At 58.6% G+C, this 15,088-nt stretch carries 13 protein-coding genes and 1 pseudogene; 10 read left to right on the top strand and 4 right to left on the bottom strand.

Annotation, left to right across the window (positions count from 1 at the left end; translation table 11 throughout):
• The first annotated feature begins 162 nt into the window (after window positions 1-162).
• The 10 genes from BH712_RS11855 (at window position 163) to BH712_RS11810 (ending at window position 8,806) form a co-directional block, all read left to right on the top strand.
• Complete coding sequence (locus BH712_RS11855; RefSeq protein ID WP_026080657.1) at window positions 163-501, top strand: PRD domain-containing protein; 339 nt, start codon at window positions 163-165, stop codon at window positions 499-501.
• A 10-nt stretch (window positions 502-511) separates the two neighbouring features.
• Window positions 512-874: an SFCGS family glycine-rich protein gene (locus tag BH712_RS11850; protein WP_006810339.1), complete on the top strand. Its 363-nt coding sequence runs from the start codon at window positions 512-514 to the stop codon at window positions 872-874.
• 2 nt (window positions 875-876) lie between these two features.
• Window positions 877-1,176 carry a DUF4312 family protein gene (locus tag BH712_RS11845; RefSeq protein ID WP_006810338.1) on the top strand — a complete coding sequence of 100 codons (300 nt, stop codon included), beginning with the start codon at window positions 877-879 and terminating at the stop codon, window positions 1,174-1,176.
• Between the two features lie 22 nt (window positions 1,177-1,198).
• Window positions 1,199-1,975 carry a DUF4311 domain-containing protein gene (locus BH712_RS11840; protein ID WP_006810337.1) on the top strand — a complete coding sequence of 259 codons (777 nt, stop codon included), beginning with the start codon at window positions 1,199-1,201 and terminating at the stop codon, window positions 1,973-1,975.
• Between the two features lie 13 nt (window positions 1,976-1,988).
• Window positions 1,989-2,630: a DUF4310 family protein gene (locus BH712_RS11835; RefSeq protein ID WP_003856081.1), complete on the top strand. Its 642-nt coding sequence runs from the start codon at window positions 1,989-1,991 to the stop codon at window positions 2,628-2,630.
• 42 nt (window positions 2,631-2,672) lie between these two features.
• Complete coding sequence (locus BH712_RS11830; protein WP_006810336.1) at window positions 2,673-3,806, top strand: amidohydrolase/deacetylase family metallohydrolase; 1,134 nt, start codon at window positions 2,673-2,675, stop codon at window positions 3,804-3,806.
• The gene (locus BH712_RS11825; RefSeq protein WP_006810335.1) at window positions 3,790-4,908 is read left to right on the top strand and encodes a DgaE family pyridoxal phosphate-dependent ammonia lyase; all 1,119 of its coding nucleotides are present in this window, start codon (window positions 3,790-3,792) and stop codon (window positions 4,906-4,908) included. The genes BH712_RS11830 and BH712_RS11825 overlap by 17 nt, the downstream gene beginning before the upstream one ends.
• The gene (gene dagF / locus BH712_RS11820) at window positions 4,905-5,645 is read left to right on the top strand and encodes a 2-dehydro-3-deoxy-phosphogluconate aldolase (protein WP_006810334.1); all 741 of its coding nucleotides are present in this window, start codon (window positions 4,905-4,907) and stop codon (window positions 5,643-5,645) included. Before BH712_RS11825 ends, dagF begins: the two co-directional genes overlap by 4 nt.
• Before the next feature lie 94 nt (window positions 5,646-5,739).
• A complete protein-coding gene (locus BH712_RS11815; protein WP_006810333.1) occupies window positions 5,740-6,876 on the top strand; it encodes a lactonase family protein in 1,137 nt (378 codons plus the stop codon).
• A 19-nt stretch (window positions 6,877-6,895) separates the two neighbouring features.
• Complete coding sequence (locus BH712_RS11810; protein ID WP_006810332.1) at window positions 6,896-8,806, top strand: BglG family transcription antiterminator; 1,911 nt, start codon at window positions 6,896-6,898, stop codon at window positions 8,804-8,806.
• Window positions 8,807-8,838: 32 nt separating this feature from the next.
• Here BH712_RS11810 and nrdG read toward each other — a convergent pair whose 3' ends face one another.
• The 4 genes and pseudogenes from nrdG to BH712_RS11790 form a co-directional block, all read right to left on the bottom strand.
• Entirely contained in the window at window positions 8,839-9,303 is a 465-nt protein-coding gene (nrdG, locus tag BH712_RS11805) for an anaerobic ribonucleoside-triphosphate reductase-activating protein (protein WP_006810331.1), read from the bottom strand.
• Between the two features lie 105 nt (window positions 9,304-9,408).
• The gene (nrdD, locus tag BH712_RS11800) at window positions 9,409-11,547 is read right to left on the bottom strand and encodes an anaerobic ribonucleoside-triphosphate reductase (RefSeq protein WP_006810330.1); all 2,139 of its coding nucleotides are present in this window, start codon (window positions 11,545-11,547) and stop codon (window positions 9,409-9,411) included.
• Between the two features lie 368 nt (window positions 11,548-11,915).
• A pseudogene (locus tag BH712_RS11795) lies at window positions 11,916-12,489 on the bottom strand (PTS sugar transporter subunit IIA).
• Between the two features lies 1 nt (window position 12,490).
• Window positions 12,491-15,088: a glycoside hydrolase family 38 N-terminal domain-containing protein gene (locus tag BH712_RS11790; protein WP_006810328.1), complete on the bottom strand. Its 2,598-nt coding sequence runs from the start codon at window positions 15,086-15,088 to the stop codon at window positions 12,491-12,493.

The raw sequence follows: 15,088 nt of genomic DNA, 5'->3' as shown, positions 1-15,088 counted from the left end.
ATTCATCACGTAAATGTCGCAATTAATCCAGATTCACCGCATTTATGTGGCACAGATCACTGCCGCTGCTCGCCTTTCCACTTTGAAGTGGAAAACAACTCGCTACAAACATTTCCCCCCCGCCGTTAGTTTTATTCCAGAGCCATTAACGGGGTAAGACGAGTGATTAACGGAGCGGTAATGAACGACGTTGGGGAACAGGCGGTGCAAACAGAACAGCTCGCGAACACCATGCTTCAGCAGGTCTACGCCCTGCTGGCCCGGCACAACATCATCCCCAACGCGGTACAGGAGCAGATGCTGACCTCCCACGTGCGCGCAATGGCGCACCGGTCCGTGACCGGCGAGCCGCTGCCGGAGGTTGAAGCAGAGCTGTTCGACGAAATTTCACCAGATTCAATGCAGCTTGCCCGTGAAGTGGTAGCGCAGTTTGGCAACCTTCCTGATGAAGAAGCCTGGCTGCTCTCCGTTCACTTCGAAGTCGCGAAAGACAACCTTTAAGGAGCAATACATGGAACAGATTACAGTCGTAATTGGCGATCGCCTGGGCAAAGGTCAGAAAGTGGCTGCCGGTGTGGAAAAGGCTGGCGGACGTGCGGTTGTCGTACCGGGTATGGCAGCGGATATGAAGCTCGGTGACGTGATGAAAGCAGAAAACGCCACCTTCGGCATCTCCTTCTGCGGCAGCGGCGGCGCGGGCGCCATCACCGCCCAAACCAAATATGGCTACAAGGCCAAATACGGCATGCGCTCCGTGGATGAGGGCGTGACCGCCATCAATGAAGGCTGCAACGTGCTGGGCTTCGGCTTTATGGATAAAGAAGAGTTGGGCGAGCGTCTGGTACAGGCGTGGCAGAAGAAGTACGGCGCATAAGCATGAAAGAACAGTTCACAACCACGGTGAGAGTGAAGGGGAAGGGCGACGCCAAAGCGCGCGCCTTTGCCGACGCGCTCAACCACGTTCAGGCCGCGGTGATGAAAGCCTCACCGCATATCTTACTGCGTATTGAGCCACAGGATGTGCAGGTTGTTCAGGCGCAAGAAGCGGTGCGAAAAGAAGCGTTTCTGTTCTTCTTTCTGCGCCGGGAAAGACGCACCTACAGCGTGGAGCTGGATGTGACCGTCAACGTGACCGCCATCAATCTCGACCAGGTGGATTTCGTCACGCAACGCTGATTATTCATAAAAGGGCAGACTGATGTTCTTAATTATATTAATAAAATCGCTCATCATTGGCGGCCTGGTTGGCGTCGGTGTCGGCGCCGGGGCTGCACGCATGTTTCATGCGCCTACCACTCAGGGTATGGGCGCGTTTCGTACGTTGGGGGAACTGAACTCCTGTGAAGGGGATCCGGCGTCCCACTTCTCCTTTGGGTTAGGTTTCTTCTTTAACGCCTGGGCCTCTTCCGTGGCCGCAGGTGCCTTCACACAGGACGTTGACCACCGCATCATCCCGAACTGGGGTGCTGCTGCACTGATGATCAAAAACCGTAACGTCGGCGAAACGCTGCATGACCCGCGCAAAATGGCGATTGCCTGCGGCATCATCGGCATGATTGTCGTGACCTTCCTTAACCTGACCGCCTCCTCCGTTCCGGCAGCGCTTCAGGTCACCGCCGTGAAGGTGCTGGTGCCTGCCGCGAACCTGCTGGTCAACACCGTGATGCCGGTGATCTTCTGGCTGGCCGCTATCGACGCGGGTAAAAAATCGGGCTTCTGGGCCACCATCTTTGGCGGCGCGGCACAGCTGATTATGGGTAACGCCGTACCGGGCCTGGTGCTGGGGATCCTGATCGGCAAAGGCGTGGAAGAGAGCGGCTGGAACCACGTCACCAAAGTGATGATGGCGGCGATTGTCCTGCTGTTCGTGCTGAGCGGCTTCTTCCGCGGCTTCGACATGAAGATGATCGAATCCTTCCATCTGACCGTGCCGAACTGGCTCGACATGATCCACAACTCGCTCAGCGGTAAATAACAGGAGCCTCGACATGGAACAGAATAAAGGTTTTTGGTATGCCGACTGGTCGTTCCCGATCTTCGTTGGCCTGCTCTCCTCCGGCGTGTTTGCCGGGACGCACATGTACTACCTCTACGGCATCGGCGCGTTTAACGAAGTGGCCTTCGTGGCGATGCTGAAAGCGGGAATCGATACCGGCGTCTACGGCGCGGTGGCGGCGTTCGGCGCGAGCTTCCTGTTCGCCCGTATTATCGAAGGGTCGCTGGTGGGGATTCTCGACATCGGCGGGGCGATCCAGACCGGCGTGGGCCTCGGCGTTCCGGCGCTGCTGCTGGGCGCGGGGATCATGTTCCCGGTGACCAACTTCATTGCCTCGCTGATTACCGGCCTGGTGATTGGCCTGGCGATTGGCTACGTCATCATTCTGGCGCGTAAGTTCACCATCAATCAGAGCAACTCCACCTACGGCGCAGACGTGATGATGGGGGCGGGTAACGCCTCCGGCCGCTTCCTCGGGCCGTTGATTATTCTCAGCGCCATGACCGCCTCCATTCCCATCGGCGTTGGCTCTCTGGTCGGTGCGCTGCTGTTCTACATCTGGCAGAAGCCGATTACCGGTGGCGCCATCCTCGGCGCAATGATTTTGGGCTGGCTGTTCCCGGTCGCCCTTTAATACCCGCGGGCGCTCCGGCGCCCGCCTTCTCAGGAGATCCCCATGTTTGATTTACTCCTGCGCCGTGCGCGCCTTGCCGACGATACCCTGACCGATATCGCCATTCAGGACGGGAAGATCGCTGCGACGGGCGACATTGACGCTCCCGCCCGCAAGACGGTTGAGCTTAACGGTGACGTGTTCGTCAGCGCAGGCTGGATTGACTCCCACGTACACTGCTACCCGAACTCCCCGATTTACCACGACGAGCCGGACAGCGTGGGCATTGCCACCGGCGTGACCACGGTGGTGGACGCGGGCAGTACCGGGGCCGACGACGTGGACGATTTTTACGCCATCACCCGCAAAGCCTCCACCGAGGTGTTTGCCCTGCTGAACATCTCCCGCGTGGGGCTGATCGCCCAGAACGAGCTGGCCAATATGGCGAATATTGACGCCGAGGCGGTGAAGCAGGCGGTGACGCGCCACCCGGATTTTATCGTCGGCCTGAAGGCGCGCATGAGCAGCAGCGTGGTCGGTGAGAACGGCATCACGCCGCTGGAGCGGGCGAAAGCGATCCAGAAAGAGAACGGCGATCTGCCGCTGATGGTGCACATCGGCAACAACCCGCCGAACCTCGACGAAATTGCTGAATTGCTCAGTTCAGGCGACATCATCACCCACTGCTACAACGGCAAGCCAAACCGCATTCTGACGCCCTCCGGCGAGCTGCGTGCGTCCATTACGTCCGCCCTGAAGCGCGGCGTGCGCCTGGACGTCGGCCACGGCACAGCGAGCTTCAGCTTTGAAGTGGCGAAACGCGCCATCGCGATGGGCATTCTGCCGCACACCATCAGCTCGGATATCTACTGCCGCAACCGCATCAATGGCCCGGTTGGCTCGCTGGCAAGCGTAATGTCGAAATTCCTCGCCATCGGCATGTCGTTGCCGCAGGTGATTGACTGCGTCACCGCCAACGCCGCAGACGGCCTGCGCCTGACCCACAAAGGCCGCATTCAGCCTGGTCTCGACGCCGACCTGACGCTGTTTACCCTCAAGCGCCAGCCGACGGTGCTGACGGATGCTGAAAACGACAGTCTGCAAACTGAACACCTTCTGGTGCCGCTTGCCGCGATCCGCGCGGGCAAGGGCTACATGACCGAACAAGGGAGCACGGAACATGCCTTCGATTTATGAGAAGTACAACTTAAAGCAGGTTATCAACACCTCTGGCCGCATGACGGCGCTGGGTGTCTCCACGCCGCGCCCGGACGTGGTGCAGGCGGCGATGGACGGCATGAATCACTATTTCGAGATGAAGGATCTGGTCAACAAAACCGGGGAATACATTGCGAAGCTGCTGGAGGTGGAAGGGGCGACGGTGGTCTCCTGCGCGTCGGCGGGCATTGCCCAGTCCGTGGCGGCGGTGCTGGTAAAAGACAGCGACTGGCTGCTGGAAAACCTGCACGTCACTCCGATTGAGAACAACGAGATCGTCCTGCCGAAAGGCCACAACGTCAACTTTGGCGCGCCGGTAGGTACCATGGTGGCGCTGGGCGGCGGCAAGCTGGTGGAGGCGGGCTACGCCAACGAATGTTCCGCCGATCAGCTGGCGGCGGCGATCACCCCGCGGACGGCGGCGATCCTCTACATTAAATCGCACCACTGCGTGCAGAAAAGCATGCTCAGCGTCGAGCAGGCGGCGGTGGTGGCGCGCAAGCACGATCTGCCGCTGATCGTTGATGCCGCGGCGGAAGAAGATCTGCATACCTATTACCGATCCGGCGCGGATCTGGTGATCTACAGCGGCGCGAAGGCGATTGAAGGCCCAACCAGCGGGCTGGTGATCGGCAAAACCCGGTACGTTGAGTGGGTGAAGCGCCAGACGGCGGGCATTGGCCGCGCGATGAAGGTGGGCAAAGAGGGGATTCTTGGCCTGACCTGCGCCATCGAACACTACCTGACGGCGACCAAAGAGAGCGGTGCAGAGATGGTGGCGAAGATGACGCCGTTTATCGACGCGCTCAACACCCTGAACGGCGTCACCGCGCGCGTGGTCTGGGACAGTGCCGGGCGTGACATCGCCCGCACCGAAATTAAGTTTGACGAAGCCACCACCGGCGTCGGCACCGGTGAGCTGGTGAACGCGCTGAAGCAGGGCGAATATGCTATTTACTTCCGTGGCTATAAAGCCAACGAAGGGATTATCGAAGCGGATGTGCGCAGCGTAAATGCTGACCAGCTGAACATCGTGTACCGCCGCATTAGCGAAGTATTAGGACAGGAGAAAAACGCATGAAACTGACCCCCAACTTTTACCGTGACCGTGTCTGCCTGAACGTGCTGGCAGGATCGAAAGCCAACGCCAGCGCCATTTACGAGGCGGCGGAAGGTCATGTGCTGGTGGGCGTGCTCTCCAAAAATTACCCGGACGTGGCCAGCGCCGTTGCCGATATGCGTGAGTACGCGGCACTGATTGATAACGCGCTCTCCGTGGGGCTGGGCGCGGGGGATCCGAACCAGTCGGCGATGGTGAGTGAAATCTCCCGCCAGGTACAGCCGCAGCACGTTAACCAGGTCTTTACCGGCGTGGCCACCAGCCGCGCGCTGCTGGGGCAGAATGAGTCGGTGGTCAACGGCCTGGTCTCCCCGACCGGCACCGTCGGCATGGTGAAAATCTCCACCGGGCCGCTGAGCAGCACGGCACCGGACGGCATTGTGCCGGTTGAAACCGCCATTGCCCTGCTGAAAGATTTCGGCGGCAGCTCCATCAAGTACTTCCCGATGGGCGGCCTGAAGTGCCGTGACGAATATCAGGCGGTGGCGGAAGCCTGCGCCCGTCACGACTTCTGGCTGGAGCCGACGGGTGGTATCGATCTGGAAAACTATGAGGAGATCTTGCAGATCGCCCTTGACGCGGGCGTGAGCAAAATCATCCCGCACATCTACAGTTCAATTATCGACAAGGCCAGCGGCGACACGCGTCCGGAAGACGTGCGTACCCTGCTGGAAATGACGAAGAAGTTGGTGAAGTAACAAAAAAAACTACACCCCTCACCCCGGCCCTCTCCCCAAAGGGGAGAGGGTTAGGGTGAGGGGGTGAAACACCGCACAAATCCAAGGAGCCACCATGCACACCCGTAACCTGCTTGTCGCTTCACTCTCTTTGCTTGCTACCTCTGCTATCGCCCAGACCCAGTACGCCTGGATCGGCACCTATAATCCCAACGGCGAAGGGCTGTACCGCTTTACCGTCGATCCGCAAACCGGCGCGTTGAGTAACAAAACGCTGGTGAGCAAATTGCCGAACGCCGCGCAGCTGACCGTCTCGCACGACGGCAAGACGCTGTATCTGGCAAGCGAAGTGGAGCAGGGCGTGGTGCAGGCGCTGCGGGTGGAGGATAACGGTGATCTGAGCGAGCTGAATCAGGTGGCCTCCGGCGGTGCCGGTCCGGTCTATCTTTCGCTGACGCCAAACGGCAAACACCTGCTGGTGGCGAACTACGTCAGCGGAACTGTCGCGGTGCTGCCCGTTAACGCAGACGGCAGCCTGGGTGAGGCTACTGACACCCATCAGGATCGGGGCGAACCGGGCGCGGCGAAGCCGGAAGCGGCTGTTGAGGGTAGCTTTGCCATCAGCGATCACAACGGCCCGCATGCGCATATGATCGCCGCCGATCCGAGCGGTAAATACGTGTTTTCCACCGATCTTGGGCTGGATCGCATCTATCAGTACCGTTTTGACGATCAAACAGGAAAGCTGACCCCGAACGATCCGCCGTTTATCAGTGCCTCGTCGAAAGGGGCCGGGCCGCGCCACTTCGTCTTTACGCCGAAGGGCGATGCCCTGTGGCTGATTAACGAAGAGGCGTCTACGCTCACCCATTATGCGCTGGACAGCAATGGCAGGCTGAAAGAGGGTAAAACGGTTTCAGCCCTGCCGGACGGTTATAAAGGCACCAGTTTTGCTGCCGGGCTGGCGCTAAGCGCCGACGGGAAACAGCTGTATGTCGCTAACCGTTTGCATAACAGCATCGGGCACTTTACCGTAACGGCGGAGGGGACGCTGACGCATCAGGACGATGTCTGGACGCGGGGCGACTATCCGCGCACCCTGACCCTCGATAAGCAGGGGCGCTGGCTGTACGTCATGAACCAGCGCAGCGACAACATTACCCGTTTCCGCGTGGCGCCGGACGGCAAGCTGAGCGCCGGGCCAGACTATACCCCGGTCGGCAGCCCATCCCAGATGGTCATTTCACCCTGAGCAGTAAGAGGACAACGACGTGCGATTTCCGAACCAACGTTTAGCGCAACTTTTCGATCTGTTGCAAAACGAGACGCTGCCGCAGGACGAGCTGGCGCAGCGGCTGTCGGTCTCCACGCGAACCGTCCGGGCGGATATCACCGCCCTGAACGCGCTGCTGGCCAGCCACGGCGCGCAGTTCATTTTGAGCCGGGGCAACGGCTATCAGCTCAAAATTAATGATGTGGCGCGCTATCAACAATTGCAGGCATCCCATCCGCGCGCGCTGCGCATTCCGCAAACCGGACCAGAGCGTGTGCACTATCTGGTGGTGCGTTTTCTGACGTCAGCCTTTTCTCTCAAGCTGGAGGATCTGGCCGATGAGTGGTTCGTCAGCCGGGCCACCTTGCAGAGCGACATGGTGGAAGTGCGTGAGTGGTTTCATCGTTACAACCTGACGCTGGAAACCCGCCCGCGCCATGGCATGAAGCTGTTTGGCAGCGAGATGGCGATCCGCGCCTGCCTGACCGACCTCCTGTGGGAGCTGGCGCAGCAGGACAGCCTGAACCCGCTGGTGACCGACGTGGCGCTCAACGCAGGCGTGGCGGAAAAGATGGTGCCGGTGCTGCACGACGCGCTGACGCGCCATCATATTCGCCTGACCGACGAAGGCGAACTGTTCCTGCGGCTGTACTGTGCGGTGTCGGTGCGCCGTATCAGCGAGGGCTATCCGCTGCCGGAGTTTCACGCGGAAGACGTGGAAGAGAACGTGCGCGAGGCGGCGAAAGATATCGCGGTGGCTATCCAGGAGCTGGCGGGCAAAGCGCTGTCGCCTTCCGAAGAGAGCTGGCTGTGCGTGCACATTGCGGCGCGGCAGATCCAGGAGATCGCCCCGAGCGCGATTAACGCCGACGACGACGAAGCCCTGGTCAACTACATTCTGCGCTACATCAATACCCACTATAACTACAACCTGCTCAGCGATGAGCAACTGCATGCGGATCTGCTCACGCACATCAAAACCATGATCACCCGCGTGCGGTATCAAATCATGATCCCCAATCCGCTGCTGGATAACATCAAGCAGCACTACCCGATGGCGTGGGATATGACGCTGGCGGCGGTGTCGAGCTGGGGCAAATACACCCCGTATGTGATCAGCGAAAACGAAATTGGTTTTCTGGTGCTGCATATCGGCGTCGGGCTGGAGCGCCATTACAACATCGGCTACCAGCGCCAGCCGCGCGTGCTGCTGGTGTGCGACGCCGGTAACGCGATGGTGCGCATGATCGAGGCCGTGCTTCAGCGTAAATACCCGCAGATTGAGGTGACGCGCACACTCACCCTGCGCGAGTACGAGCTTGCCGATGCCATCGGTGAAGACTTTGTGATCTCCACCGCCCGCGTGAGCGAAAAATCCAAACCGGTGGTGATGATCGCCCCGTTCCCGACCGATTATCAGTTAGAGCAGATCGGCAAGCTGGTGCTGGTGGACCGCACCCGCCCGTGGATGCTGGAGAAATACTTCGACGCGGCCCATTTCCGCATTCTCGACAAGCCTGTCGACCAGCAAACGCTGTTCCGCGAACTGTGCGGGCAGCTTGAAGGCGAAGGTTTTGTCGGCGCGGAGTTTCTGGATTCGGTCATCGAGCGTGAAGCCATCGTCAGCACCATGCTTGGCGACGGCATTGCACTGCCGCACTCCCTCGGCCTGCTGGCGCAAAAAACGGTGGTCTATACCGTGCTGGCGCCGCAGGGCATTCCGTGGGGAGATGAAACTGCCCATGTCATCTTCCTGCTCGCCATCAGCAAAAGCGAGTACGAAGAGGCAATGGCGATTTACGACATCTTTGTCACCTTCCTGCGTGAACGGGCGATGGCGCGCCTGTGCCAGTGCGAGGATTTCGCGGCATTCAAGGCGGTGGCGATGGAGAGTTTGAGTCGGTTTTGACGTTCAGGCGGACTGAGGATATCCGCCTTCATTCAACGCAGATGATGCACAACCTGGTTGCTGCTGCCGCGCCAGATAAGCATAGGATCTTTTAAATCCTGCACGAACTTGCCGTCGACCAGGACGTTAATCAGATCCACCACTTCCCTCTGCTGCGCATTCAGTTCATCCAGCTTATAGCCCGTCCAGACCCAGATATCTTTTCCCGCGCACTCGCGGCGGATGCGTTTTACCAGCTTCAGGATCGCTGGCACGTTTTGCGGATGGAGCGGGTCGCCGCCGGAAAGTGAGATCCCCTGGCGTTTGATGCGGGTGTCGTTCAGGTCGTTGATGATGCGATCTTCCATCTCCGCGGTGAACGGCATACCCGAGTTCAGGCGCCAGGTGCTTTTGTTGTAGCAGCCGGGGCACTCGTGAACGCAGCCTGATACAAACAGGGTGCAGCGGGTGCCGGGACCGTTAACGATGTCGACGGGGTAGTACTGGTGATAGTTCATCGCGAATAACCACGCCGGGTGGCGCTGCGCTTACCCGGCCTACAAAAGAGAGCGGTCCGTAGGCCCGGTAAGCGCAGCGCCACCGGGCATTAACGTGGCAGCGGATTACCCGATCTGCCCATTCCCCAGATGCTTCACGCGGCGCTTCACCTCTTCCTGCTTACCGGCGTTAAACGGGCGGGCATCCGGGCTGCCGAGATAGCCGCACACGCGGCGGGTCACGGAGACGCGGGCGGCATCGTGATTACCGCATTTCGGGCAGGTGAAGCCTTTGCTGGTGCACTCAAACTCACCGGTAAAGCCGCACTCGTAGCACTCGTCGATTGGCGTGTTGGTCCCGTAATACGGCACGTGCTGATAGCTGTAATCCCACACGTCTTCCAGCGCCTTCAGGTTGTGCTGAATGTTCGGGTACTCGCCGTAGCAGATAAAACCGCCGCTGGCGACAGGCGGATAGGCCGCCTCGAAGTCGATCTTGTCGTACGGGTTCACCTTCTTCTCCACGTCGAGGTGGAAGCTGTTGGTGTAGTAACCTTTGTCGGTCACCCCTTCCACGATGCCGAACTCGGCGGTATCCAGACGGCAGAAGCGATCGCAGAGGTTTTCGCTCGGCGTGCTGTACAGGCTGAAACCGTAGCCGGTCTCGTCTTTCCACTGATCTACCGCATCGCGCAGGCGCTGCACAATCGCGATGCCTTTTTCACGCAGGGCGTCGTTGTCATAGATGTGCTTGTTGCTAAACAGTGCGTTAATCGTTTCGTGAATGCCGATATAGCCGAGAGAGATCGACGCGCGACCGTTTTTGAAGATCTCCGACACGTCATCATCCGCTTTCAGGCGCACGCCGCAGGCCCCTTCCATATAGAGAATTGGCGCGACGCGGGCTTTGACCCCTTCAAGGCGGGCGATGCGGGTCATCAGCGCCTTACGTGCCAGCTGAAGGCGCTCATCCAGCAGCGTCCAGAAGGCCGCTTCATCACCTTTGGCTTCCAGGGCGATGCGCGGCAGGTTCAGGCTGATCACGCCCAGGTTGTTGCGCCCGTCGTGGATCTGCTCGCCGTTTTCATCTTCGTACACGCCGAGGAAGCTGCGGCAGCCCATCGGTGTCTTAAACGAACCGGTTACTTTCACTACCTGATCGTAGTTCAGGATGTCCGGGTACATGCGCTTGCTCGCGCACTCCAGCGCCAGCTGTTTGATGTCGTAGTTCGGGTCGCCAAATTTGTGGTTCAGGCCGTCGCGGATCGCGAACACCAGCTTCGGGAATACCGCGGTTTTGCGGTTCTTGCCGAGGCCGGAGATACGGTTACGCAGAATAGACTGCTGGATCAGGCGCGATTCCCAGCTGGTGCCGAGACCAAATCCAAAGGTCACAAACGGCGTCTGGCCGTTGGCGGTGTGCAGCGTGTTTACCTCATATTCCAGCGACTGGAACGCGTCGTAACACTCTTTCTCGGTGCGGGAACGGGCATAACCGTCGGCGTCCGGGATCTGCCACTCTTCCGCCGTTTTACGGTGCTTGTTGAAGCTCTCGGTCACGAACGGGGCCAGCACTTCATCGATGCGGTTAATGGTGGTGCCGCCATAGATATGGCTCGCCACCTGGGCGATGATCTGCGCCGTGACCGCCGTCGCGGTGGAGATGGATTTCGGCGGCTCAATCTCCGCGTTGCCCATTTTGAAACCCTGGGTCAGCATACCTTTCAGGTCGATCAGCATGCAGTTAAACATCGGGAAGAACGGCGAGTAGTCGAGATCGTGATAGTGGATCTCACCGCGCTCGTGCGCCGATACCACATCGCGCGGCAGCAGGTGCTGGCGGGCATAGTGCTTGGCGACAATACCGGCCAGCAGGTCGCGCTGGGTCGGGATCACTTTACTGTCTTTATTGGCATTTTCATTGAGCAGCGAAGAGTTGGTTTGCTCTACCAGGCCGCGGATCTCCTGGTTCAGGCGACCGCGTTTCTCACGCTGCACGTCACGGTCGTGACGATACTCAATGTAGGCGCGCGCCAGCTGCTTGTACGGACCAGACATCAGCTGGTTTTCAACCGCGGTCTGGATCTCGTTGATATCCACCTGGCTGCGTTCATGCATCTGGCTGCTAACGACTTCTGCGACGGTGGCGCAGTAATCTGCGTCATCGACTCCCGCTGCTTTAGCTGCACGCAGAATGGCTTCTTTGATGCGCTCTGATTTAAACGGCACTTTACAGCCATCACGTTTCATCACATGCGGTGTCATGATCACTCCATTTTAAAAACAGGTTATCCACAGAGGTGGAGAAGTATTCACCGGGCGTATTTTTCGCCGCGCCAAAGACTTCCCGCGTTCCCAGCTCGTGTTATCCACAATTCCGGCCAGCGTAAGCGCCGTCTTGTTGTTGGAATAGTAGACGATAAATACAAGATGTTGGGTCGGCGTGCATTTTAAGTGCTACATATAGTGATTTGCATCAAACAAGTTTGCGGTTTTTTTGATGCAGGACAAAGTAAAAAGACGAGAGTACAAACGGCGGGCACTGGAGACTTTGTAAAGACGCGAAGGAAAAATCTGTTTAATTTTTCAACAAAAACAAGCGCTCAGCAGAGCCTGTACTGAGCGCTACTCGATTAATTCACCCCGCAGAGCCAGCTCAATCCTGCCTGCAAAAAAGGCTGCGGCAGCGATGCTGCCCAGTAACAACGGGATGAGAAGAGAGCGTTCGGGGGCATCGTCCTGTTTTTGACATTCTTCCTCACCCAGGGCAGACATCGCCTCTTCCCGGGTACGCGCCGCCAGCAGCTGCTCGCGCACCCGATCTTCCGTGAGTTTGCTGGTCAGCGTCGTCAGCAACTGCATATGCGTACTGCCTGCTTCCGCTGGTGGAATGGCGAGCAGGAAAACCATTCTCACCTCTTCGTCACCTTCCAGCCCCGGCCAGCATATCGGCTCGTCAAACAGCGCCAGACAAAATGCCGCCTGTTGCACCGCCTCGCTTTTACCGTGCGGGACGGCGAGTGCTTCCCCCAGCGCGGTCGGGCCTTCACTTTCGCGTTGTAAAACGCTGTCGATAAATGCCTCTCGATCGTTGATGACATTCCGCCTGGCGAGCGGCCCGGCGAGCCAGCGGATCAAGGCGTCAGGCGTACGTTGGGGCGGGTTAATAAACACCAGGTCGGGATGCGTCAATGCAAGCAAGTTCATGTTAAGCCTCAATCAAAAAATCGCAGGTCGCAGAAGGGAGGATCGCCGTTACCGGCGGCATCGGCTCTTCCAGATAGTTGATCTGCCGGAGCAACGCCAGACTTTCCGGGACGGGAACCGGCTCTGTTCCGGCGTTAAACAGGCGCACAACGGTGCCATGCAGCTGCTGCGCGTGGGGCAGAGCGGAAAGGATGAGCGGCTCCGGCAGGGTGAGTAACGAGAATTCTGCCGGAATCCTGCATTCGGGCAGACGCAACGCAAAGCGCTCAAGCCGGTGATCGAGCGTGTGTAACGTTTGCCGTTGATAGGTGAAGGGCTGTCCAGCCGCCTGATTCTCCAGCTGGCGCAGCGTGAGGTGGTCGGCGTTGTCGGCCAGCGCGACGGTGAATGAAAAGCGCAGCGGTTTCAGCAACTGGGCATCGGGGGTCTCAACCACGGTATTATTGATGCCGGAGGCCCGGCCCGGCCGCCAGTCGAGATCGTTGCGCCCGAGCACGCCCGTCGATTTAAACATCGTCAGGGCAATCGCCGCGGGTTCGCTGCCGATAATCTGAAATTCTTTCATGCCACGGCTTGTCACCACCAGCGCCTTACCCGGTTCCGTGACAGCGATAATTCCCTCGCTGGTTTCGATATCCACGGGCATCTCGCGATAGCGCTCCTGCCAGTTTTCATCGTCATATCCCGTTTCGCGCTGGATGATTGCGAAGGGCTGTGAGGCGAGAGCGTGACGGGTGTGAATATCACTGCCGATCAGTAAACGTAGCCGGTGATCGCAGTGGCTGTTTTCCAGCGAAGCCTCGACATACAGGTTCGGATCGCCGTGGCGTAATTCGCACACCAGACGAAGGGAGAACGGCGTTCGGGTATCTTCCTGACGATCGGTGAGATCCCGCGGAAGAAGCATCGTGGCCTCGACGATCAGCTTTTCAACAAGCGGCGTTTTCAGGCAGTCGACGAGCGTAAAATGCGAACAGCGCGTCGGCGTATCGCCCGCAAGCGGTGAGAAATCGTAACTGTCGCCCGCGTCCGCGCAGTCTTCGAGGGTAAAGAAAGAGGGGATGCGTCTGCCGCTGCGTTTGTCATGCAGGGTTAGCGTTCCGGTGTCCAGCGTCAGTTGATAATACGTATTCTCTATCCCCTCGCCCTTAATCTGTTCAGGCTGCCTGAACGGTGCAGGGCTATCTTCAACATTGACGGTAAGGTAGCCGACTGACGGCAAAATCGGCGTTTGCAATGCAACCTGCCAGCGGAAATAAGGGGGAAGGGGTGTTTCACATTCACCTTCAGCGGTAAGGGAGATCGCTGTTCCGCCAGGCAGCACGTCTCTTTTCAAAACGTCGAAGGGGATAGGCTGCCCCTGATACGTCAGCGCGATATTTTCAGCGCGGCTATACAGGGTGGTTTTCACCACGCGCTGCGTTGGGGTGGCCAGCGGGTTGAAAATCAGCAGGTCGCCTTCCTGAGCGCAGGCAGCGGCGAGGGTTTTCACCACCAGATTCCACAGGCTATGGCACAGCTGTTCGGTTTGCTCCAGACGATGCAGAATGTCGCGGTTGGTGGCATCGCTGTTACAACCGCCGATGGAGTCGTGGGCATGGCTTCGCAACAGCTTCTTCCAGAGTGTATCGACCACGGAGAGGTTGACCGGGATCCCCTGATGACGCGCCATGGCGATTGTCGGCTCCAGCTGTCGCAGGATGAACCGTTCAACCTCATCATTTTTCTGTTTGATGTCGTAGCGCACGGAGCCGATCGTTTTATGAATGCGGGTGTAGCGCGGCGATTTCAGCTCCCCTTCCCAGTGTTCAAACTGCTCACGCTGTGCGCGAAGGATGTCGACGTAACGCTCCAGCGAACTGATAACGTATCGGTCCTCATCGGGGGAGTGTGCGCTGGCGATCTCGAGGATTTTTGGCAGTGCCGGGTCGATACTGACCTGATCGCCGCCACAGGGCAGCAGCAGGTCGTTTATACCGGCTCGCGAGCGCAAAAGCGTGACCATCGGGTAGATTTTTCCCTGTAGATGGCAGGCTTCTGAACGCATGTTTTTCGCGGCGCCATAACCGAGCGCCATCGCACAGGCGATGACGGTCGCCCCTGACGGCGCGCGCCAGAGAAACTGGCTGCTTTTGGCGTGCCTGTCGTGATCGATACCGCGCCAGAAGACGATATTGTCGATATTGCAGCCCTGCAAAATCGTGGGCATTTGCGCGTTGTGGCCGAACGTATCCGGAAGATACCCGACCTGCATGGCATGCCCCAGCTTTCGGGCAGCGAAAATGCCGTACTTCAGGTTGCGGATAATCGATTCGCCATGCACGTTGTAGGTGTCCGTCTGGGTATACCACGGCCCTACGAAAATCCTTTTCTCTTTGACCAGCGTTTCCAGCCGGGCGCGATAATCGGGATTGATGGCGAGAAAGTCCTCCACTACCGCCATCTGTCCGTCAAGGTGATAGCAGGTATAAGCCGGGTCCTGCTCCAGCGTGTTGATGACATCCGCAAAGTTGTATGACGCCAGCACCATGCTGTCCTGACGGGTGAAATACCACTCCTGATCCCAGTGCGTGTGGGCAATGACGTGGATCTGATTCAT

Source organism: Enterobacter hormaechei ATCC 49162, assembly GCF_001875655.1.
Classification (GTDB): domain Bacteria; phylum Pseudomonadota; class Gammaproteobacteria; order Enterobacterales; family Enterobacteriaceae; genus Enterobacter; species Enterobacter hormaechei.
The sequence above is the reverse complement of the archived record's forward strand: the minus strand, read 5'-3'. Positions and strand labels throughout refer to the sequence as shown.

Bases quoted from the DNA above. Each gene is read 5' to 3' on its own strand.
- BH712_RS11845 (WP_006810338.1), top strand. From the start codon at position 877: ATGAAAGAACAGTTCACAACCACGGTGAGAGTGAAGGGGAAGGGCGAC.
- BH712_RS11835 (WP_003856081.1), top strand. From the start codon at position 1,989: ATGGAACAGAATAAAGGTTTTTGGTATGCCGACTGGTCGTTCCCGATC.
- BH712_RS11790 (WP_006810328.1), bottom strand. From the start codon at position 15,088: ATGAATCAGATCCACGTCATTGCCCACACGCACTGGGATCAGGAGTGG.
- BH712_RS11830 (WP_006810336.1), top strand. From the start codon at position 2,673: ATGTTTGATTTACTCCTGCGCCGTGCGCGCCTTGCCGACGATACCCTG.
- dagF (WP_006810334.1), top strand. From the start codon at position 4,905: ATGAAACTGACCCCCAACTTTTACCGTGACCGTGTCTGCCTGAACGTG.
- BH712_RS11850 (WP_006810339.1), top strand. From the start codon at position 512: ATGGAACAGATTACAGTCGTAATTGGCGATCGCCTGGGCAAAGGTCAG.
- BH712_RS11825 (WP_006810335.1), top strand. From the start codon at position 3,790: ATGCCTTCGATTTATGAGAAGTACAACTTAAAGCAGGTTATCAACACC.
- BH712_RS11840 (WP_006810337.1), top strand. From the start codon at position 1,199: ATGTTCTTAATTATATTAATAAAATCGCTCATCATTGGCGGCCTGGTT.
- nrdD (WP_006810330.1), bottom strand. From the start codon at position 11,547: ATGACACCGCATGTGATGAAACGTGATGGCTGTAAAGTGCCGTTTAAA.
- BH712_RS11815 (WP_006810333.1), top strand. From the start codon at position 5,740: ATGCACACCCGTAACCTGCTTGTCGCTTCACTCTCTTTGCTTGCTACC.
- nrdG (WP_006810331.1), bottom strand. From the start codon at position 9,303: ATGAACTATCACCAGTACTACCCCGTCGACATCGTTAACGGTCCCGGC.